The 19,708-nt window shown below is 41.6% G+C and carries 22 protein-coding genes and 1 pseudogene; 6 read left to right on the top strand and 17 right to left on the bottom strand.

Annotated features, from left to right (window positions below; translation table 11 throughout):
- Positions 1-109 precede the first annotated feature (109 nt).
- The 3 genes and pseudogenes from CVD28_RS12190 to CVD28_RS12180 all read left to right on the top strand — a co-directional run bounded on the left by CVD28_RS12190 (position 110) and on the right by CVD28_RS12180 (position 3,240).
- The gene (locus CVD28_RS12190; protein ID WP_101592651.1) at positions 110-1,126 is read left to right on the top strand and encodes a PTS transporter subunit IIC; all 1,017 of its coding nucleotides are present in this window, start codon (positions 110-112) and stop codon (positions 1,124-1,126) included.
- A gap of 491 nt (positions 1,127-1,617) precedes the next feature.
- Positions 1,618-2,242 (top strand): annotated as a pseudogene (locus tag CVD28_RS29095) (cell wall hydrolase).
- Between the two features lie 179 nt (positions 2,243-2,421).
- Positions 2,422-3,240 carry an exonuclease domain-containing protein gene (locus tag CVD28_RS12180; RefSeq protein ID WP_180954138.1) on the top strand — a complete coding sequence of 273 codons (819 nt, stop codon included), beginning with the start codon at positions 2,422-2,424 and terminating at the stop codon, positions 3,238-3,240.
- A gap of 95 nt (positions 3,241-3,335) precedes the next feature.
- Here the strand turns inward: CVD28_RS12180 and CVD28_RS27530 are convergent, their stop codons facing one another.
- Positions 3,336-3,521, bottom strand: a complete 186-nt coding sequence (locus CVD28_RS27530) for a hypothetical protein (protein ID WP_142384767.1) — start codon at positions 3,519-3,521, stop codon at positions 3,336-3,338.
- A gap of 283 nt (positions 3,522-3,804) precedes the next feature.
- Between CVD28_RS27530 and CVD28_RS12170 the strand changes: the two genes are divergently transcribed.
- Positions 3,805-4,512 carry a hypothetical protein gene (locus tag CVD28_RS12170; protein WP_101592648.1) on the top strand — a complete coding sequence of 236 codons (708 nt, stop codon included), beginning with the start codon at positions 3,805-3,807 and terminating at the stop codon, positions 4,510-4,512.
- 112 nt (positions 4,513-4,624) lie between these two features.
- Here CVD28_RS12170 and CVD28_RS12165 read toward each other — a convergent pair whose 3' ends face one another.
- On the bottom strand, positions 4,625-5,005 hold the full coding sequence (locus tag CVD28_RS12165; RefSeq protein WP_374702520.1) for a VOC family protein: 381 nt from the start codon (positions 5,003-5,005) through the stop codon (positions 4,625-4,627).
- A 15-nt stretch (positions 5,006-5,020) separates the two neighbouring features.
- The gene (locus CVD28_RS12160) at positions 5,021-5,869 is read right to left on the bottom strand and encodes an oxidoreductase (protein ID WP_101592646.1); all 849 of its coding nucleotides are present in this window, start codon (positions 5,867-5,869) and stop codon (positions 5,021-5,023) included.
- Between the two features lie 753 nt (positions 5,870-6,622).
- On the opposite strand from CVD28_RS12160, the gene CVD28_RS12155 reads away from it, so the two are divergent.
- Together CVD28_RS12155 and CVD28_RS12150 are read left to right on the top strand one after the other, a co-directional pair.
- Positions 6,623-7,189, top strand: a complete 567-nt coding sequence (locus tag CVD28_RS12155; RefSeq protein WP_101592645.1) for a membrane-spanning protein — start codon at positions 6,623-6,625, stop codon at positions 7,187-7,189.
- Positions 7,190-7,206: 17 nt separating this feature from the next.
- On the top strand, positions 7,207-7,782 hold the full coding sequence (locus tag CVD28_RS12150) for a hypothetical protein (protein WP_101592644.1): 576 nt from the start codon (positions 7,207-7,209) through the stop codon (positions 7,780-7,782).
- 78 nt (positions 7,783-7,860) lie between these two features.
- On the opposite strand, the gene mdh is transcribed toward CVD28_RS12150, so the two are convergent.
- From mdh to eutH, 14 genes are all read right to left on the bottom strand, one after another.
- On the bottom strand, positions 7,861-8,799 hold the full coding sequence (gene mdh, locus CVD28_RS12145; protein ID WP_101592643.1) for a malate dehydrogenase: 939 nt from the start codon (positions 8,797-8,799) through the stop codon (positions 7,861-7,863).
- Positions 8,800-8,837: 38 nt separating this feature from the next.
- Positions 8,838-9,224: a BMC domain-containing protein gene (locus CVD28_RS12140; RefSeq protein WP_101592642.1), complete on the bottom strand. Its 387-nt coding sequence runs from the start codon at positions 9,222-9,224 to the stop codon at positions 8,838-8,840.
- A 5-nt stretch (positions 9,225-9,229) separates the two neighbouring features.
- Entirely contained in the window at positions 9,230-9,502 is a 273-nt protein-coding gene (locus tag CVD28_RS12135; protein ID WP_101592641.1) for a EutN/CcmL family microcompartment protein, read from the bottom strand.
- Positions 9,503-9,518: 16 nt separating this feature from the next.
- Positions 9,519-10,172 carry a hypothetical protein gene (locus tag CVD28_RS12130; RefSeq protein ID WP_101592640.1) on the bottom strand — a complete coding sequence of 218 codons (654 nt, stop codon included), beginning with the start codon at positions 10,170-10,172 and terminating at the stop codon, positions 9,519-9,521.
- On the bottom strand, positions 10,169-10,822 hold the full coding sequence (locus tag CVD28_RS12125) for a phosphate propanoyltransferase (protein WP_101592639.1): 654 nt from the start codon (positions 10,820-10,822) through the stop codon (positions 10,169-10,171). The genes CVD28_RS12130 and CVD28_RS12125 overlap by 4 nt, the downstream gene beginning before the upstream one ends.
- Before the next feature lie 14 nt (positions 10,823-10,836).
- Positions 10,837-11,130, bottom strand: a complete 294-nt coding sequence (gene eutM, locus CVD28_RS12120) for an ethanolamine utilization microcompartment protein EutM (protein WP_101592638.1) — start codon at positions 11,128-11,130, stop codon at positions 10,837-10,839.
- Positions 11,131-11,146: 16 nt separating this feature from the next.
- Positions 11,147-12,673, bottom strand: a complete 1,527-nt coding sequence (locus tag CVD28_RS12115; protein WP_101592637.1) for an acetaldehyde dehydrogenase (acetylating) — start codon at positions 12,671-12,673, stop codon at positions 11,147-11,149.
- A 32-nt stretch (positions 12,674-12,705) separates the two neighbouring features.
- Complete coding sequence (gene eutL / locus CVD28_RS12110; protein ID WP_101592636.1) at positions 12,706-13,359, bottom strand: ethanolamine utilization microcompartment protein EutL; 654 nt, start codon at positions 13,357-13,359, stop codon at positions 12,706-12,708.
- 12 nt (positions 13,360-13,371) lie between these two features.
- On the bottom strand, positions 13,372-14,385 hold the full coding sequence (gene eutC / locus CVD28_RS12105; RefSeq protein ID WP_101592635.1) for an ethanolamine ammonia-lyase subunit EutC: 1,014 nt from the start codon (positions 14,383-14,385) through the stop codon (positions 13,372-13,374).
- A gap of 12 nt (positions 14,386-14,397) precedes the next feature.
- Positions 14,398-15,762: an ethanolamine ammonia-lyase subunit EutB gene (locus CVD28_RS12100; RefSeq protein WP_101592634.1), complete on the bottom strand. Its 1,365-nt coding sequence runs from the start codon at positions 15,760-15,762 to the stop codon at positions 14,398-14,400.
- A gap of 15 nt (positions 15,763-15,777) precedes the next feature.
- Positions 15,778-17,223, bottom strand: a complete 1,446-nt coding sequence (locus tag CVD28_RS12095) for an ethanolamine ammonia-lyase reactivating factor EutA (RefSeq protein WP_101592633.1) — start codon at positions 17,221-17,223, stop codon at positions 15,778-15,780.
- Between the two features lie 261 nt (positions 17,224-17,484).
- On the bottom strand, positions 17,485-17,985 hold the full coding sequence (locus CVD28_RS12090; RefSeq protein ID WP_101592632.1) for a EutP/PduV family microcompartment system protein: 501 nt from the start codon (positions 17,983-17,985) through the stop codon (positions 17,485-17,487).
- A 31-nt stretch (positions 17,986-18,016) separates the two neighbouring features.
- Positions 18,017-18,358 carry an ethanolamine utilization microcompartment protein EutS gene (eutS, locus tag CVD28_RS12085; protein WP_101592631.1) on the bottom strand — a complete coding sequence of 114 codons (342 nt, stop codon included), beginning with the start codon at positions 18,356-18,358 and terminating at the stop codon, positions 18,017-18,019.
- A gap of 32 nt (positions 18,359-18,390) precedes the next feature.
- Positions 18,391-19,662 (bottom strand): ethanolamine utilization protein EutH, encoded by a 1,272-nt coding sequence (gene eutH / locus CVD28_RS12080; RefSeq protein WP_101592630.1) that lies wholly within the window; start codon positions 19,660-19,662, stop codon positions 18,391-18,393.
- Between the last annotated feature and the right edge of the window lie 46 nt (positions 19,663-19,708).

Raw genomic sequence — 19,708 nt, 5'->3', positions numbered from 1 at the left:
TAATTTATCAGAATTAAAAAAGTTATTTACATATTCAGAAAACTTATGTTAGGATAACAAAATCAACTAAGACCAGATCATAGGTTTTTGAAAGAAGGGTGAAGAAGAAATGAAAAAATATGTTGTAGACCGAATGTATAAAGCTTCCACCGGGATAGCAAATGCTGTTTTGGTTACTTTGGGAATTGGATTACTTTTTGAAACGTTCGGGAAATTTATCGGTTGGGAAGCTTTTATTGGAATCGGTTCTGCAGCAAAGGTTTTGCTTGCACCGGCAATAGGTGCAGGAATTGCTTATCAATTAGGCGGAAATACGCTGGTTATATATAGTGCGATGGCTTCCGCTGCAGTAGGCGGGAATGCGATACATCAAACTGCTGAAGGTTTGTTCACGATTGTCCCCGGCCAGCCGGTCAGTGCCGTTCTTGCTGCTGCCATAGCTACTTATGTAGGAAAAAGGCTAACTGGAAAAACAAAGCTGGACATGTTTGCGATTCCAGCTGCTGCCACCCTGGTTGGTGGTGTAGCCGGTGTAGGATTGGCTGCTGTTACAACGCCTTTGCTGCAATGGCTTAGCGGACAAATCACTTCATCGGTACAGGGTTCCCCTATCATTGCGTCCATGGTCATTTCATTGGTTTGGAGCATCTTGCTGATGACTCCCGCTTCATCCGCAGCCTTGGCAATAGCCTTACAAATGGATCCAGTCTCGAGCGCTGCTGCTCTAATTGGCTGTACAGTTCAATTTGCAGGTTTCACTGCAATGAGCCTGCGCCAGAATGACCTGGGCGGATTTTTGGCTCAATGCTTTATTACACCAAAGGTCCAGTTCCCGAATCTTATTAAAAATCCGAGGCTTGTAATACCGACTTTTGTGGCAGCAATTATCTGTGCACCCATTGCTACGATTGGATTTGACTTTCAGGTTTCATACGAGCTAGCCGGACTGGGGCTGAATTCCTTAATTGCTCCACTTAATATCTTAGCGACACAGGGCATTACAGGATTCTTAATTTATATCGCTGTAGGAGTAATTTTGCCGATTGCCATCACCCTTGGATTATACATGCTTATTAAAATGGCAGGCTGGGCTAAGACTGGTGATTTGCATATGAAGGTCCAATAAACTTTATAGCAGCTAGCCGTAAAAAGGCAGATAATTTCACCCAATTAAGAGATATATTGTCTGCATAAATAATAACAGATAAAAATGAAAGCCCGCCTCAAAATTCAGGCGGGCTTCACTTTTGTTTATCTAACCCCCATTTGTGCTTTTCTTATTAAAATCAGCGATTAGGATAACTACCCATTTAAACCTATTTAAAATGAAGTAAGAATTCTTCCAGACGTTTGGAACCCAGCCCCCTGCCTTCTAATCCCAAAATGGCTAATATTATAAAAAAATTAAGGAACTAAACGCTGCTGCGATCCCTCTCAAATTTTTTAATCAAATTATGTTACATAGATAACAATTTAGTAACAACTTTTAGAAATAAGTTTATACAGGTATAGGAAGGGAAAATTTTATCGCATTCACTTTTTTACTTTAACGGATGAAAGGAAGGTGTAAAAGGGTTATGCAAAGGTATTTAATTTTAGAATTTTAAAATAGGAGTGATGAATTTTATGAGAACGCTATTTTCTATGTTGGCAGTTATTACGCTTGTGTTAAGTCTTGGTTTTACTAATTCCGATGCAAAGGCTGCCCCGCTTGCTGAAGGTTCCAAAGGTGCAGAAGTAATCCATTTACAAACCATTCTGAAGAAAATGGGATATTTGCAAGCGGGAGCAACCGGATATTTCGGCCCTTTGACAACCAATGCAGTGAAACAATTTCAGCGGGATTTTAATATTGATGCAATCGGATTGGCTGGAACAAAAACGCTCAGCATGTTAAATAATGTGAATAAAATGGCCAACATCGTAAATGGAGAAGCCCGCGGAGAAAGCTATAAAGGCCAGGTCGCTGTTGCGGCCGTGATTCTCAACCGGGTCGATTCAAACAAGTTTCCCGACACTATACATAAAGTAATAACAAGAAAATGCTTTTACCGCCCTAAATGATGGACAATATTACTTGAAACCAAACACTTCGGCTTACCGCGCAGTTAAAGACGCCTTTCGTGGATGGGATCCTACCTACGGCTCGCTTTACTACTATAACCCAAAGCTGGCTACTGATGATTGGATTTTCACACGTGAGACATCAATACAAATTGGCAGCCATTATTTTGCCTACTAAGATTATTTATGGGCATCTTCTCAGGAGGATGCTTTTTAAGTATGTTCAAATAAGCAAGTCTGATCTAACTTAGCCATTGGAAGTGCCCTTTTTAGTCTAATTCCAATATATCCATTTTTTTTGATATAACAAAAATCACTTTTTTCTGGTATAATAGCAATATAGAAAAGGTGATGATTATGAATTATATTATCGTTGATGTGGAGAGAAATAGTTTTAACTATGCAACAGATAAACCAAGTGAAATAGTTGAAATAGGTGCCGTCAAAATCAATGATGATGGCAATATTATTGATACATTTTCCACTCTTGTCAAACCCTCCTGCCCTCTATCAAAGTTCACTATTAAGCTTACTCACATAACAGAAGAAATGATTTCAGAAGCACCGGCCTTTGAAGAAGCATATAAGAAATTCGTTCAATTTTTAGGAGACAGCTATGTATTTGTTTCCTGGGGTAAAGAGGATTACCGTTTTTTCCAATCAGATTGCCAGCTATTTGGACAAGATCTATTTCAGCCTGACAGATTATTGGATATCCAGGAAGTTTATATGTACGGTGTGTTAAAAGCCTTCAGTACACCAAGCCTTTCATCAGCACTTGAATATCTGGATATTGAAGAAAATGAGCACTCCCACCGCGCGCTTAGTGATGCAGAAAGCACTGCGAAAATATTCAGCAGGCTAAACAGCTTATTGGATATACACAGCGTCCAGAAACCTAAACGGTTCGCCCAGGAACTCTATTTTCTTAATGGAACAATTAATAACTCCGGGAAAAAGAAATTTTCCAAACTTATCAAAACGGTTATTAGCAAAACCGGCAACCTCCATATATCCTGGCAGGAGTTTAAATCTCATCCAAAATGGATGGAATACAAGGATGACTTTTCTGTCGATAATGTCCTCGAAAAGTTTTATGAAAAGCAATTCCCTAAATTTAAAACCAACGTTATAAACAACCTCATGCAAAAGACAAATGCAGTAAAGACTGTCTAGCTTGCATACTGAGTCGCAACTTGGCTGGTATTGCAGGCTTTTTGTTTTGAGAAAAACCTGCAAAGCCAAGCTTAACTGATCTCTGTCGCCTGATATCATTCTTTTTCATTATCCTTTTTGATTTTATTCCCTTCCGGATTATCACCCATTTGTTCATAAAAATCTTCCTTTTTTAAACCTTGGCTGCCGTTTTGTTTGGCATCCCGCGCAAAATCCTCACCAGGAGGATTCTTACCGTTTCCCTGCTTTGATTGGTTCAGACCTTTTCCATTATTGCTCATTAATTTCCCCTCCCTCTCGTTAAGCTTTCCATATTTACATAACCGATATTGAAAATAACTAAACAAAATATGATCCAAATTCATGTAAGTACTTTTATCAGCATCTTCCTGGGATTGGAGACCATGTTCCTGCCCTAGTCTAATATTCCCGAGATGAACAAGTAGCGGCGAATTCTCTGGCAATGTATACTCAAGTAAGATATCAAGCAGACTTATCTCAACTGCTAAAGCAAATACATAGATAGCTAAATCTAAACCGTTCATTTTCAAGGAGGAACAATTTATGTTTACGACCATTCCGCCAAAAGGAGATTACATCCTTTTTAGCGATGAAAGCGAATATATCTCCAAGCTCAAAGATTGGGGCCTTTTGTCAGCCAATGCGAAAACGCCTAAGCATGAATATCTGTATAAGCGGGACAATACCACTTATACTGTTACAATTACTGGCTATGAAGCTGCCGGCTCGCATGAAACAGCGGTAGTCTCATTTTCCAATGAGGCCATGCATTGTGTCCACCCTGCTTACCTAAAGGAAATGCAAAGCAGTTCTTTTGGTCGGGAGTCTGTTTTAGACTTGCCAGAATCCCCTTCAAATGAGGAACTGCCAGTAGCTGGCGAGACTCCGGAAATTAAAGTTGCGAATGAAAAAGGCGGCAAAAAAGCATCAAAGGAAAAACCCAAAAAAGCTGTTCTGGATTTACCTGAAGAGAAAGTTCCATTTGAAGCAGTTGTCAAAGAGTTTTCCACGAAATACAACCACTTCAACGAAACCGAAGAGGAAATCCTGATTTTTGAAAATGTTAAAATTACAGGAGAAAATCCGCTGGAAGTTGGAGAAGCCTGGTGCGGCTATAGCAAAACACTGAAAAAACTTGAGCTTGCGGCTGGAGATGCTATTGTGTTCGATGCGAAAATCGTCGATAGAAAGCTCAATAAAGATATACGGTATAAAATAAATAATCCTTCTAAACTCAAGAAACAATCCTAACCGCTGAGAAAAGAGTACATAAAAAAGGCTGATTTTTTAAACGGGATATATTTTGAAACAGTAACGTTGCCTCTCTTAGCCATTCACCTGCTTAAGGGAGGTTCCCTTTCTGTTACATTTCCATATTTGGTGTGTATGCAACCTCCAGCACATAACGGTCTGGATCACGAAAATCAATCGTGTAATAGCCTTGCGAATAGTTATCCGCATCAATTGGACCTCTTATGATTTCTGCATTCTGCTTTTTCAGATAAAGATATACCTCGTCCACGATGCTTCGCTCGACTGCCTGAAAACAAATATGCCTTGGTCCAGCTGTATCCTTTCTCGATACCTTTGCTTCCTTAAAATAAATCTCAATGGTGCCTGTACTAAATGCAGTTTTATTTAAGCGATTCCAGCCAATAGTTTCAAAAAACCCGCTGTAAAAGGCTAATGATTTTTCCAGATCTGAAACCCAGAATTCAATATGATTGATCCCCGGTTTCCACATATGTATCCTCCCCTTTTAGCTTTTACTTTTCATTCCTTTTTCAACAAGCTTCTCCCACATGTTCCAAGGCAAGATGTTCTTGAAAAAAATTCTCATTTTCACACCTTTTCCAATCGGATGTCGGAGCGGAACTCCTTTTTGCTCTGCAAGATCAGCTACTTTATTGGCTACATCCTGCGGATCCCCATACTGTGGCTCATTTTTTTGGAGATGGCCTTCAATTTTTTTCATATAATCATAGTACGGCGAGTCAGCTTGCAATGATTTCCCGGTTACCTGCTTGCCGCTTGACCAGATGTTCGTTCTGTACGAGCCGGGTTCAACTAAGGCAACCTCAATTCCAAATGGCTTTACTTCTAGTCGGAGGCACTCGCTCCAGCCCTCAACAGCATGCTTGGAAGCCACATAAGGCGATAAACCCGGAAATCCGATTTTGCCGCTGATGCTGCTGATATTAATGATCTTCCCTTTACGCTGCGTCCTCATATATGGCAGAACTGCCTGGGTTACTGCCATCAGGCCAAACACATTTGTATCAAACTGCCGCCTGTATTCTTCGATTGGAATCTCCTCTGCAAACCCGGCACCAGCATAGCCTGCATTATTCACTACCACATCAACACGGCCCAGATTATCAAGAAACACCCTAAATTTATCTAATGATTCTTCGGACACGACATCCAGCTGATGGATTTCAAGATTTTTCCTTACGCCAAAAACTTCGGCTTTTTCCAATAATTCAAATGCTCTTTCCCGGCTTCTCATGGTGGCTATAACCTGAAAGCCACGTTTGGCAAGCTCCAAAGAAATCAACAAACCAAATCCGCTTGATGATCCTGTCACGATAGCAATTTCTTTTTTCATTTATAATATTTTCTCCTCCATTCACTATTAAATTAGCAATTTCGCGAGCAAAATAACAGCAAACGCTAATGGTGCTTGCAAAATAAACACTGTGATGAAAAAAAAGATAAATTTCCCTGCAGTCAAAATACCTTCATTTCGCAATTTTCAATAGTAATAATTTCTTCAACGTCGTGAATGAAATAGACGATTGAGAACTACATTATCAGCATTTTTATTTTACACTCATTATTTTCTCCTTTTATTCTCACACAGAAGCAGTTTTCCATCTAATATATATTACTCCCCTGCGGCAAAAATCCTTTATATTACTTTCTTTACTTCTTACTAAAACCTGTTTAGATTTATAGAAACTACCTTGTCAGGAGCCATGGGCGTACATAAGGCAATGACAAAGCATGACATAAACAAAATCTGTAAGTAGTAGAGTTTCCAGCACTTCCAAGAGCGGGAGAAATATATTCAGGAAGCTATTCTACTCTGGTTAAGCAATAATAGAATTTTCCACGGCAAACATTAATAAAGTTACCCTAAAAATGAAGGCACTCTCCCAGGCTGCAAGAAAAATTGTTACATCAAAATGGTGGAGCAATATGTTAATTAGTAAATATACGGTCATAGGAACACAGTGCTTCGTTTTAGTACTGTGTTTCTTTGTACTGTTTACCTCAATTTCATTCAATTTTCTCTTCGGTGATTTTTTTACCGTTTTTTGGTCATAATTTTAATGATTCCAAAAAAAGAGGTGGCTACGTGAAACGTAAAGTCATTATTGCGCTTGCTATTGTTTTTGTATTATTTATGGCTGCTTTATTCTTTTATTTCCTTTCAAAGGGAGATTCTTCGCGCTGGCAGCTTGCGCTTGGTGGAGTGCTAGTTAGTGCCCTGCCTATTTTGCTTTTGTTTCCCAAAAAAAATCCTTTCAACATTCCCATCATTATCGGTTATTATATTGCGATCTTTTGTACAACGTTTTTAGGTTCAATCGCTAAATTTTACCTTCATCACTTGTGGTGGGACACGACAATCCATTTTTACAAAGGCGGACTGGTTGGATTTATAGCGATCGCACTTTATAAGCTTTTCATTCCTGGAAGGGAGCGGGAAGATGTCTCTAAGATGATCCTTTTTCTGTTCGTTCTATCACTTGCCGTTGTTTCCAGTGTGCTTTGGGAAATTTATGAATTCGTCGGGGACCTCTTCTTTACTCATACGATGCAGCTGGGTGGCAATAAGGATACTATGTATGATCTGCTCGCAGGAATGGCGGGCGGCCTGCTAATCGCGATTTATGCCTGTGTGAAAAAGGCAAAGATATAAAAACTGGAGGTGAAAATGTGAATCGTAAGCTGGTTTTAATACTGAGCTTGCTGTATGTACTGTTTATGGCAGGTCTCGCTGTCTTCTATTACACATCAGGTGAATCGTTTAAATCGCTGGTCGCCATAGGGGGTGCCGTTTGCGGTGCTATCCCTTTATTATTGGCGCTATTTACAAAACTTCAATTTAACCAGCCATTGATTTTTTCTTATCTAATATTTCTTTTTGCATCACAATATCTAGGTTCGATTCTAGGCTGGTACGGGCTTGGCTGGTGGGACACTTTTCTGCATGTGCTAAGCGGAGTGCTTCTCGCTTTTGCTGCTATAGCATTGTATGAACGCCTGGCCCACAGAAATGCAGGAGAACACATTTCACCTTGGTTCGTCTTTCTCTTTACATTTTCCTTCTCCGTACTGGGCGGAGTCATTTGGGAATTCTATGAATTCGGATCTGACCAATTATTCGGAATGACATTGCAAGGAGGTGGCAATAAGGACACGATGTCCGATTTAATAGCAGACAGTGCAGGCGGACTAATTGTAGCTATTTGGGCTGGGATTAGGACAAAAAGAAAATTGAATTCGCTATAGTTGACTCTTTCCGAATGGACGCAATAAAACGGCCTGCTATTTCAGGCCGTTTTATCGAATCAGGTATAAAAAGGATTTTTAATTCAAGATCGAGATTACATTTCTGACAGACTGGGCTGAGCGGTCCAAGGCCGTTTTTTCCTCGGCTGTCAACGGAATTTCGATTATGCTTTCAATACCGTCCCCACCTATGATAGTTGGTACCCCCAGATAAAGGTCATTGTATCCATATTCCCCTTCTAGGAATGCTATCGAAGGCAGTACCCTTTTCTTATCTTTAAGGATCGCTTCAGCCATTTGTACCATTGATGCTGCTGGTGCGTAATAGGCGCTTCCCTGGCCCAGCAAATTAACGATTTCTCCTCCGCCTTTTCGCGTCCGTTCTACAATCGCATCAATTCGTTCTTTTGGGAGGATTTTATCCAATGGTATTCCGCCTATATATGAATACCTTACTAAAGGAACCATATCATCTCCATGTCCCCCTAGTACAAAACCGCTTACATCCTCTATGGAAACGTTTAGTTCCTGTGCGACAAAAGTGTTGAAGCGCGCTGTATCCAATACTCCTGATTGGCCGATAACGCGATTTTTAGGAAATCCCGTAATCTTATAGCATACATATGTCATTGCATCAACAGGGTTACTCAATACGATAATATAACTATTTGGTGCATAGCGTTTAATATTTGCGGATACTTCTTCCATGATCTTTGCATTGGTTGCCACCAAGTCATCGCGGCTCATTCCCGGTTTCCGGGGCAGTCCGGCAGTAATCAGCACTAAATCAGCATCTTTAATATCCTCATAGCTGGATGTGCCAGTTATGTTTGCATTATATCTCTGGACAGGGCTTGCCTGAAGTATATCCAATGCTTTACCCTTTGCAGGGTTTGTCTGTGATGGAATATCGAATAATATGACATCCCCCAGTTCTTTCTGCGATAGCAGGAGGGCAGCTGTTGCACCGGTAAAGCCAGCTCCAACTACAACTATCTTGCGCCGTTTAAATGCCATTGCGTTGTCCTCCATTATTAAAAGCTTCCAGCCTCTTTTTACTCATTTTTTGAAGGCGGCTCCTCTTGCAGCGTGTTTGGGGTGTTAACATTACCTGTCTTATTTTTTGACTTTGCCTCTGGCTTTTTTACTGGCGGGGCAGGAGATGCCTTTTGATCTTTCAGCAGCATGTTTCCAATCCCCTCGTCCGGGTTTGGAATAACATGGAATGATACTAGTTCCCCAACTCTCTTGGCTGCTTCCTTTCCAGCGTCTACCGCTGCCTGTACAGCACCGACATCACCTTCTACCAGTACGGAAACTAAAGCTCCGTCAATTTTTTCCTGCTTTACCAATCGGACATCAGCTGACTTTACCATCGCATCTGCTGCCTCAATGGAACCGATAAGACCTCGTGTTTCAATCATTCCTAACGCTTTTGCCAACCAAATCACCTCTTCTCTGTGTCAATAGAGTCTATAATTCCGATAATGAGAGCATCAATGGGCAGGTTTTGCTCCGGCTCCATATTTGCAGCTGCACTTCCTGTGGTGACCATAACTTTATCGCCAACACCTGCACCAATTCGGTCCACCGCAATAAACGGTGTTCCTGCTGCAGTCTCATCGGGGAGTTCAGGCTGAACAATTAAGAACTTTAACCCCCGGAGATTCTCCTCTTTACGGGTTGCCCAGACATTTCCGATCACAGTACCAATTTGCATGTAACTACCGTCCTTCCTAATCAATCACCGAAATGGTTTTCCCCAAATCCCTTGCAGTGTCGCGCGCTAATGGTGTGACTATGGTTTTGGCAGAGATCTTAATGTCTTGTTCGGTGCTGGCCTGAACTTCCTTTTGGGATAACAACTTGCCTTCAAAAGAAAGAGCTTGCTCAGGCTGTTTAAGGTTCTGGCCGGCAGACTCCAAAAAATTTGTCAGGGATTCAATTTTCACCCCGTAAGTTTGAAGTCTTTCCTTATATTCCAACAGCTGGGCTGCATAAGCATTTTTGGTTATCTGATCATCAGCTAAGATGGCATTCTCCAGTAAAGTGTCAGGAATTAAGGTAACCTCGGACCCCTTCAAAAGATATTTAGCAAGTAAACTGCTTTGTGAAGTGTCGGCAATCCCCAATGCACCTTTCACCAACAGATCTTGATCAGCATTTAAAAAAAGAACTGCATGGACAGCTTCCTTTGGATCACTTGCACTTGTAAAAAGTACATTCCATTTAGATTCAAGCTGCTTCAGAGATGATATATCAATCTCCTTGTCACCTTTTACAACCATTAGATTAGGTTTGGAGTGCAAAAAATTCTCGGCTGATTCAGCCACATTCATTTTTGTTAAAACTTCAAAAACAATTTTCTCTATCAATTCCCGGCTAATCATGTTAATCCACCATATTTTGAAAGGATTCCTGTGGTACCGGATGCAATCAGGGCTGCATTGGCTTCATCGGTATCAATATGCATTTCAAGTCTATACCGCGGAGAAATCCGTATCAGGACTTTTTCCATTGTTATTGGGCGTTCTCCTTCAGTGGTTACTTTGACGTACTCACCATTTTCCACACCAAATCCGGCTGCGTCTTCTTCCGACATATGGATATGGGCCTGGGCTATGATTAGGCCTTCCCTTTTATATACACTTCCGTTAGGACCAACAAGGGTAATGGGAGCAGAAGCTTTTATATTCCCCGATTCCCTCAATGGCGGCCTGGCACCAAGCTTAATGGAATCTGTTTTACTTATTTCAACCTGTGTCAAATTTCGTGCAGGACCAAGAATCCTAACTTTTTCAATGCTTCCCCTGGGTCCGACAATTGTAATGGTTTCATTTGCGGCAAATTGTCCCGGCTGTGATAAGTCCGCCTTTTTTGTAAGTGTAAAGCCCTCACCGAAAAGTATTGCTAAATCTTCTTCATTAAGATGGCAATGCCTGGCAGAGACGGCTATCGGAATAGATTGATTGTCAGAGGCAATGCCAGTTAATCGCTGGATTACCTCTTCGACAACCTTTTGTATGGCTTGCTGATTCATTCGCTAAACCCCGATTATATTTCGATATCGAACTTTGGCAAAATGCTCTCCAGTTCGTTGTGAGGGCGTGGAATTACATGCACGGAAAGCAGTTCGCCAACGCGCTGTGCAGCCGCTCCACCTGCGTCAGTAGCTGCTTTTACAGCTCCAACATCACCGCGGACCAATACAGTTACGATACCGCCTCCAACATGGACCTTGCCTACCAGATGTACATTTGCTGCCTTTACCATTGCGTCTGCTGCTTCAATAGATGCCACTAATCCTTTTGTTTCAATCATACCTAATGCTGTTAATTCTCTTGCCATTTGAAATTCCTCCTAATTAGTTGGTTTGATATTTTTTGATTACTTGATTCACCATTTCAGCAATTGCTTTTGGATCAATATTGACCGAGGGCTGAATTTGTTTTACAACCCTGTCAACGATTTCATTTACGGAGTCGCCTGATTGGATGGAAGCAGCTGCAGACTCATTTTGAGAAGGTGCTGGAATGGACACATCCTTGATTCCGTATGCCATTCTTTTAATATTGATTAAATGTCTCGCTGTTACATTGTCTGAGGTGATATTACCGCCAAAGGACCCGCAGCCCAGTGTCAGGGAAGGCATCAAACCTGTAGTTGCCCCAACTGCACCAATGGACGACAGTGTATTAACCATCATTCTTGAAACAGGCATTTCTAGGGCAAACTCTCTGGCGATATTGTCATCACTGGTGTGCAGTGATAAACTGTGCCCTCTTCCACCCAAATTCAGCAGCTTCCAGCAAAGCTCTTTTGCTTCCTCATAAGTTTCTGCTGTATAGAGCGCGAAAATCGGTGAAAGCTTTTCAATTGAAAACGGAATATTTTTCCCAACCCTTGTTTCTTCTGCGACCAGAAGCCTTGTAGAAGAAGGAACATTTACACCTGCCATTTCAGCAATTTTTACAGCACTCTGGCCTACAATGTCAGGATTTAAATGCCCTGGTGACGGAGAAATAATTTTTTCAAGGCGATTTTTTTCTTCCTCATTCAAAAGGTATGCCCCATTGTTTTTCAGCTCTCTTAACGCCATTTGCTGAATATTTCGGTCAACAATGATTGACTGTTCAGTTGCACAAATCGTCCCATTATCAAACGTTTTGCTTTCAACTATCATTTTAACTGCCCGTGAAACATTTGCCGTCTTTTCTAAATAGACCGGAACATTTCCCGGACCTACCCCGTAGGCTGGCTTGCCGGAACTATATGCAGCACGAACAAGTCCCCCGCCCCCGGTTGCCAAAATTAAGTTTACATCTTTATGTTTCATCAATTCATTTGTTGCAGCCATCGATGGCTTTGATATCCACCCAATCAAACCTTCAGGCGCCCCGGCCTCAATGGCAGCCTCGAGACAGATCTTTAAGGCTTCCACAGTGCAATTAACAGCACGCGGGTGTGGGCTGACGACTATTGCATTCCTTGTTTTCAGTGCAATCAAAGCTTTAAAAATGGCTGTTGAAGTAGGATTTGTGGTCGGGATAATGCCCGCAATTATACCAAATGGCGCTGCTACCTCGACTATCTTTTTAACAGGGTCTTCGTTAATAATCCCTACTGTTTTTTCATTTTTAATAGATTCATAAACAGCACGGGAACCTACTTCATTCTTTATTTTTTTATGTTCCACAATACCCATTCTTGTTTCATCTACAGCTAATTTTGCCAGTTCAAGCGATTTGCTGAATGCAGCATCTGCAGCTCTTTTTACTATTGCATCCACTTGTTCCTGAGAATACGCCAGGTATTTCTGCTGTGCTTCTTTCGCCTTTTGAACCGCATCCCGCATTTCCTGGATCGATTGGAGATCTTGGTCAAACTGCAATTCTTTCACTCCTTCCCTCAACTTCTATATATTTAGAGCTTTTTTGGGTTTTGAGAGATACCCATTATGGCATCCCTGAATGCATCCGCTGCCGCCTGGCAGGCAGACTGAGAGCCAGTCAGGAGTCCTCCTCCGAAATTCGTTTCAGATGGCGGCCCAAAAAACTTAACTAGTTCAACATCAGCTGCCTTTAAAGCGGCATCCAGCCCATATACGGCCTCAAGCGGCGGAGCGATAAGGTAAGCAAGCGGATCACCCTGCCTGATTCCGGCTTCCTTTGAAAGATAGGTGCCTGTTCTCGCTACTACATGCGCATAGAGTGCATGGCTTTTATCCTCGTTCAGTGCTTCAAAATAGGCATCGGAAGCTACAGTCTGCAGCACTGCCTCTATTCCGCTTTTAACTTCATCAGGGTTTGGTCCAGCCAAGACGCCAATCATTTCACCTGATAACGGCCCGGAGGCATGCGCAGCACCGGCATAAAAAGAGCGGGCATACACTACGTCTACATCTGACCGTTTTGTGGCTTCGTCTAGAGCTGTATAGCCTACATCATCAATGTTTGATGTAAAAATCGCTAAACTCCGCTGATGTGGCTGCAAGTTAAATTGTGCAGCGAGAGCAGAATCAACATTAGGAATAATTCGGATAGCTAAGACCTCTGCATGAATCCTTGCTAATGACATTTAAAACACCTCCTACTTTTCTTTTTGGACTAATGATACTCCACTAGCTTGATAGTCAAGTATCTTTTGAATTAACGTCCCAAGGTAAGCACCGGCCTCAACAGGAGGTATACCGCCTCTATGGATATTGGAGACTACCATTCTGTCTGCTTCAATCGTCCCTTTTCTCGGCTTATAGCACAAATATGCACTCAATGACTCTGCGCTTACTAACCCAGGTCGCTCACCGATTAATAAAACAATAACTTCGGGCTTAAGCAGCTCTCCTACATCATCCATCACGGCTACTCTGCCTTTTTCTATATAAAAAGGAGTTCCTACTTCCAAGCCAAGGCTTTTCAAAGATTGCTGGAGAGATAGGTACACATCCTCCAGGTTTTCTTCAATTGCCGCTGAACTTAAACCATCTGACACAATAATCTGCACCACTGGAGATTTTTCACATCTCTCTTGTATCTTTGCAATGGCATCTTCGGAAAGTCTCCTGCCATAATCCGGACGGCGTATGTAGACTTCTTTATCGAGAACTTGTGTATTCACTGAAAAAAGCTTTAAACTGTTCAATAATTCTTCACTTACATCCCCATAAACAGCATCTACTGCAGCAGCATGATCAAATCTGAATTTTAGCCATGTATTTGTCTTTGGCCTTAGTCCCGCTCGCCCAACTCCGATTCGTGCCGGCGTTTGACTCTTCAGCCGGTCGAGTTCTTCTTTGTTGAGAGGGTCCTTAATACCTTCTTCTTCCGTTTTCTTTTCAAACTGATACGCTCTTTTATTAGGCTTCGTTGTTTGTTCCACTTGGTAAGTTACAGTAGATTGAACTTCATCATTATGTTTTCGAAAAGCCACATACCCATCTGGAGGATTATTTTCTGCTCTTTCCCCAGTAGCAGGCTGGAGGCCGCTGTAATTACCTGTAAACCTGACTATCTCATCAGAGGGATTTTTTGATTCTCCATTGGACTGAGATGCCAGTTTTTCAATTACCAATTTGGTGACTTTTTCTACTAACTCATGATTCATTGCGAACACCTCCTATCGGGTGAAAATAGTTGGATCCCCGGCTATCTTACTCAATTTCCCATTTTCATATATCCCCATTTTCTCTAACCATTTCTCAAACGCAGGTGCTGGCCGCCTATTCATAGTTTGTCTTAGTGTAGCCACGTCGTGGTAACTCATAGATTGATAGTTCAGCATGCAATCGTCCCCCATCGGGGTTGCAATAATAAAGTTCACCCCTGCTGCCGTGAGCAAAACCCCAAGGTCTTCAATGTCGTTTTGATCTGCTTTAATATGGTTGGTGTAGCAAATGTCTACACCCATCGGAATCCCGTGCATCTTGCCCATAAAGTGATCTTCCAGCCCTGCACGGATTACTTGTTTGTTATTGTATAAATACTCAGGTCCGATAAAGCCAACAACTGTATTTACAATATAAGGATCGTAATAGCGGGCAAAACCGTAATTTCTTGACTCTAATGTCATTTGGTCAATTCCAAAATGGGCTTCTGCTGAAAGCTCTGATCCCTGGCCTGTTTCAAAATACAGCCGCTGCGGACCCGTCCCAGTACCATAAGATTTGGCCATTTCATTCGCCTCTTCTAATAGCGAAGCCGAGATACCAAACGAACGGTTAGCCGCTTCCGTTCCAGCAATGCTTTGAAAAATCATGTCAGCAGGGGCACCCTGCTTAATGGCCTTCATCTGGGCAGTTACATGTGCTAATACGCAATTTTGCGTAGGGATCTGCCAGTCTTGAATGAAATCGTAGGTAGCATGCAAAAGCCGTTTTACACTTTCAACGGAATCATCGACAGGATTTATGCCAATAACCGCATCTCCAATGCCATAAGATAAACCTTCTTTTAAGGAAGCTATCATCCCTTCCACATTATCAGTTGGATGATTTGGCTGGAGCCTTGAAGCCAATACCCCTTTTTGCCCGATCGTAATATTGCATTTTGATAATATTTCAATCTTGTTTGCCGCATGCACCAAATCAAGATTTGACATAATTTTAGCAACAGCAGCAATCATTTCACTGTTTAACCCTCTGCCGAGCCGCTGCAGGTCTTCGCCTGACGTGCTATCGGATAAAATATATTCACGAAGCTCAGAGACGGACCAGTTTTTTATCGAATTATAGACTGGTATATTGAGCTCTCCTTCAATGATTCTTGAAACCTCATCATCTTCTGGGGATAGCAAAGGATTTTCTCTTATGTCAGATAATGTAATTTCACTTAATACTTGTTTTGCCGCTATACGCTCCTGAACCGTTTCCGCTGCAATCCCGGCCAGTCGGTCTCCGGATTTCTCTTCATTTGCTTTTGCCAGCAAATCCTTTAATGAAGTAAATTGATAAACAATACCTAAGTATTTTGTGCTTAATCTCAATTTGATCCCCCTCTCCTAGCTGTGGAAAGTCAATGTTTTGATAACCACAGGAACTACGCTGGTCTGCAATACGCTTCCAATATCTAAATAGTCGCCATTTTCTACCTTAATTTGGTCGATGCAGATCAAGTTTTGTTGTGGTGCAAGCAAATTTATCGTCTGGCCCAGTACTTTTGCGTAGTCACTTTCTAAAACGATTACAATGGGCTGTTCACTTTTTGGCCTTTTAGAGAACGCTTCAATTATGGAAGTTCCCAGCTCCTGAATTTCACGGAAACTTAAATAAGGCAGTTCCGTAATATACATCGCGAAATTTAGCCCTTCACCTTGTGGATCATAAATTTCCAACGCTTCCTTTACTGACGCGTTTAACTTTTTAATGCCCTTTGAAAAATCTTGTTCCAATCTGACCTGGAAAACTGGGAGGTTCTTCAGTGGAAGATCGTTTTTATTGACCTGTATGGTAGCTCCGCTGATTTCAGTTGTTTGTGTACCGGCTCCCAACACGGTTGCTCGAACGGTTTCATCTGGCTCGATCCATGGCCACAGAGATAATTGCAAATTGGATTTTAGGGATGCTGCCAGGGTATTGCCAATATCATCGTATTGAGCCACAATGTTTGATTGGTCTTCGTATTTATAGATGCATTCACTGATTCCGCCGGAAATCATAATCACATCAATGTTCTCTATCCAATTAGGCTCATGGCCTAGCAGCAGGACATGGTCTTCTTTTGTGAGCTTATGATCTAACATACGAGCCACCAAATCTGCCATATAATTCGTTATTAACTTAATAGTTTCCTCTTTATAATTATCACCTTCGGCCAGTGACCAGCCTTTTTGAGAAAGTAATCTTTTGACTGGAGGAGAAATGCTTTTCACTTTTCCCGCTGCAAATTCGATCAGTCTTCCACCGATATGTAATGTACAGGTACCGCACAGCTTGCCAGATTTATAAACGGCAACATTAGCAGTTCCACCGCCAATATCGATATTCGCAATGACTTTGCCTGTTTTTTGTGAGTATTGGAAAGCTCCGGATCCTTTAGCAGCTATAATGCCCTCAAGGTCAGGCCCTGCTGTTGCGACAAGAAATTCCCCGGCTTGGTCGGAAAGGTGATGAATCATTTCTTCCGCATTTTTCTTAGTAGCCGTTTCCCCTGTAATAATGACTGCACCCGTTTTTATTTCCCTGCTTTCAATCCCAGCCTTTTTATACTCATTGTTTACTAGCTGTTCAACTGACACGATATCTATATCTGTATCAGATAAAAGTGGTGTCCGATAAATAGGGCTCCGGTATATCACTTCCTTATCAATGATCTCGATACGCGGCATATGAGTTCCCCCTGCCATATTCATTAAAGAGAACCGGCTGATAACGACCTTCGTTGTACTGGTTCCGATATCAATGCCTGCACTGATAATTGCCTCTTTTTGCGGGCCATAACGACTCATTCTCACCACTCCTGTAAATATGCAAGCGCCTGTTAAATTCTGTATTTGTTTGAATTGCGTTATGGGAATAACCATACCCAAATTAAAATATTGGATGGCTGGAACAGAATTGACGCTTAGCTTAAAAGGAATATATTAACATAAAAAAATGGCACCTCAGCGAGCTATCTGTACCAAGATAGCTGGATGAGGCGCCATTGCCATTTCACATTCTTTTGTATATACAGAATATAAGTTATTTTCTGTTATTTGTAAAGGTTTTCACGCAAATATTATGTTAGCAGAATAGTTATTGTTTGCATACTCTTTCATTTCTTCTAATGAATTTAGCTGGACAAGCTCTCGAATCTCCTGTATCCCCTCATTTTTATAAGAAGAAGTGATTACGATTGGCCCCTTGGCGATAACCCGTTTTAACTGGGACACAGCAAGATTTACATCGGCACGTTCTGAATCACTTTTCGTAACAACTCCAATAGCCAGCTTGTTGAATCCAGAACTAAATCCGTGTGGGAAAATCAGCTTTTGATTCGTAGCATCCTGTAAATATAAAACATGTGTTACCTCGAGTGCTGTCGCCATGATATTTTTATAAAATAAAGGATTTTCCGTGTATTCCCCAGGCGTATCCACTATCCAGTCATAATAATTCAATGATTGGGTTTTTACTGCCTTCACTTCTCGACCCAGCAGCGAATTGGTCAAGGTTGATTTTCCAGCTCCAATTGATCCTATGAGCATTGCCTTATGTTTAGCCAACATAGAACCTCCTTATCTTTGCCAGTCAGCCAGCCTAGGATTTAGTAATTTTTGCAGGAGTGTATCCCAGTGTTTCCGATAGAAAGCGATTGATTTCAGACATCGCCATGTCCACTTCTGATACACTTCCGATAATAACTAGGCTTCCTGTAAATCGATCGAGAAAACCAATCCGTACGTTAGCCGCTTTAGTCGCCAGGTCGCCTGCAATGATAACTGTTTCACTCGGTGTTAATGTAAGGATTCCAAGGGCTCCTGTCTCTTGGATACCCAATTTTTCAAACATATCGGGGTCCGGATTAGCAATTAAATGGCTTAAGGTGACTTGTTTGCCCGGAACAAATTCTTGTATAAAACGTTTTTTTTCTTCAGTCATAGAAACAACCCTCTCATTTGATGCTTCCAGAATTAAATTGCCTTTGATTTTCTTCCTGCACCAATATCTGATGAGCTTAAGTATTCATCTTTGCCGATAATACCAGCTTCACGGTCTTTCTTTTCAAGCTCAAGTGCTTTTGGAACGGAAAGCCAATAGGCAAGGGCAATTCCAATTGCACCTGCACTCAATTTGCCAGCAATGATTGGAAGAATTAATGTCGGTTGGAAGTTAGCGGTAAAAGACAAATGATCCCCAAGCAGGAATGCTGCACAAACGGCAAATGAAATATTGATTACTTTGTCTTTAGGCGGCATCGTGCGCACAAGCTTAAACATTGCAAGGATATTGGCAATAGTAGCTAAAATACCGGCACTGCCTTCCTTGCTTAAACCTATCTTACTACCCGCAGCTTCAAGCGGCTTTCCGGCATATTTTTGCAGCAAGTATACCATCGGGAAAGCTCCCGCAAGCATTACCCCTATATATCCAGCAGTTTCTAAGGCTCGGAACTGGTCCTCTTTGTCCGCCATGATTGGATGGAATCCCCAGCTGCCAAAAACAGTTGAGAATAAGCCAGTAAAAATTTCTACAATTGAGAATACAAGTACAAGCTTAATACCGGCATCCATGATTCGGCCGAACCACATAAACCCTTTTATCATTAAATCCGGCATGAAGTATAATCCAAGGGCAATGACAATAACGAACAGCAATAATGGCGATAAATTTAACAATATCTTTCCATAACTGTATACAAATTCGTATGTTGAATCAGCTGTTGTTGAAATCTCGTCCCGAACCTTTGAATTAGTCATCAGGATTAAAACACTTGAAATGAATGCCCCAATCGGAATTGTTAAAACACCGCTCATGAATCCCAATGCCATGTATTTATGGTCACGTTTATCAAGCATGGCCAACCCCATTGGGATAGAGAATACAATCGTCGCTCCAGCCATAAATCCAACGATCATAGCCATAATCCAGCCTTCGTAGGATTCTTGCAGCACTTGTGCCAATTGATATCCACCCATATCTGTTGCTAGAATAGCAGTTGCTGCGATAGCAGGGTCTGCCCCAATGGCAGCAAAAAATGGTCCGCAAACCTTGTCTATGAACCATGATAAATACGGTATGGAAGCCATGATACCTGCTGCAGGTACAAAGATGTGCCCAATGGCATGTAAACCTTCCATAAATTGTTTTCCTAATCCTTCGTCACTGTTTCTGATAGCTGCAATAGCTCCAATAACTGCGCAAGTCATAATAATATAAATAACTATTTTTCCAACAAGAACCATGCCAACCCCTCCTATATATTTTTATAAAAAATATGAAAACGGAAGA

It is taken from the genome of Bacillus sp. M6-12, from assembly GCF_002860285.1.
GTDB lineage: Bacteria > Bacillota > Bacilli > Bacillales > DSM-1321 > Peribacillus.
This window is presented reverse-complemented; position numbering and strand designations above follow the sequence as displayed.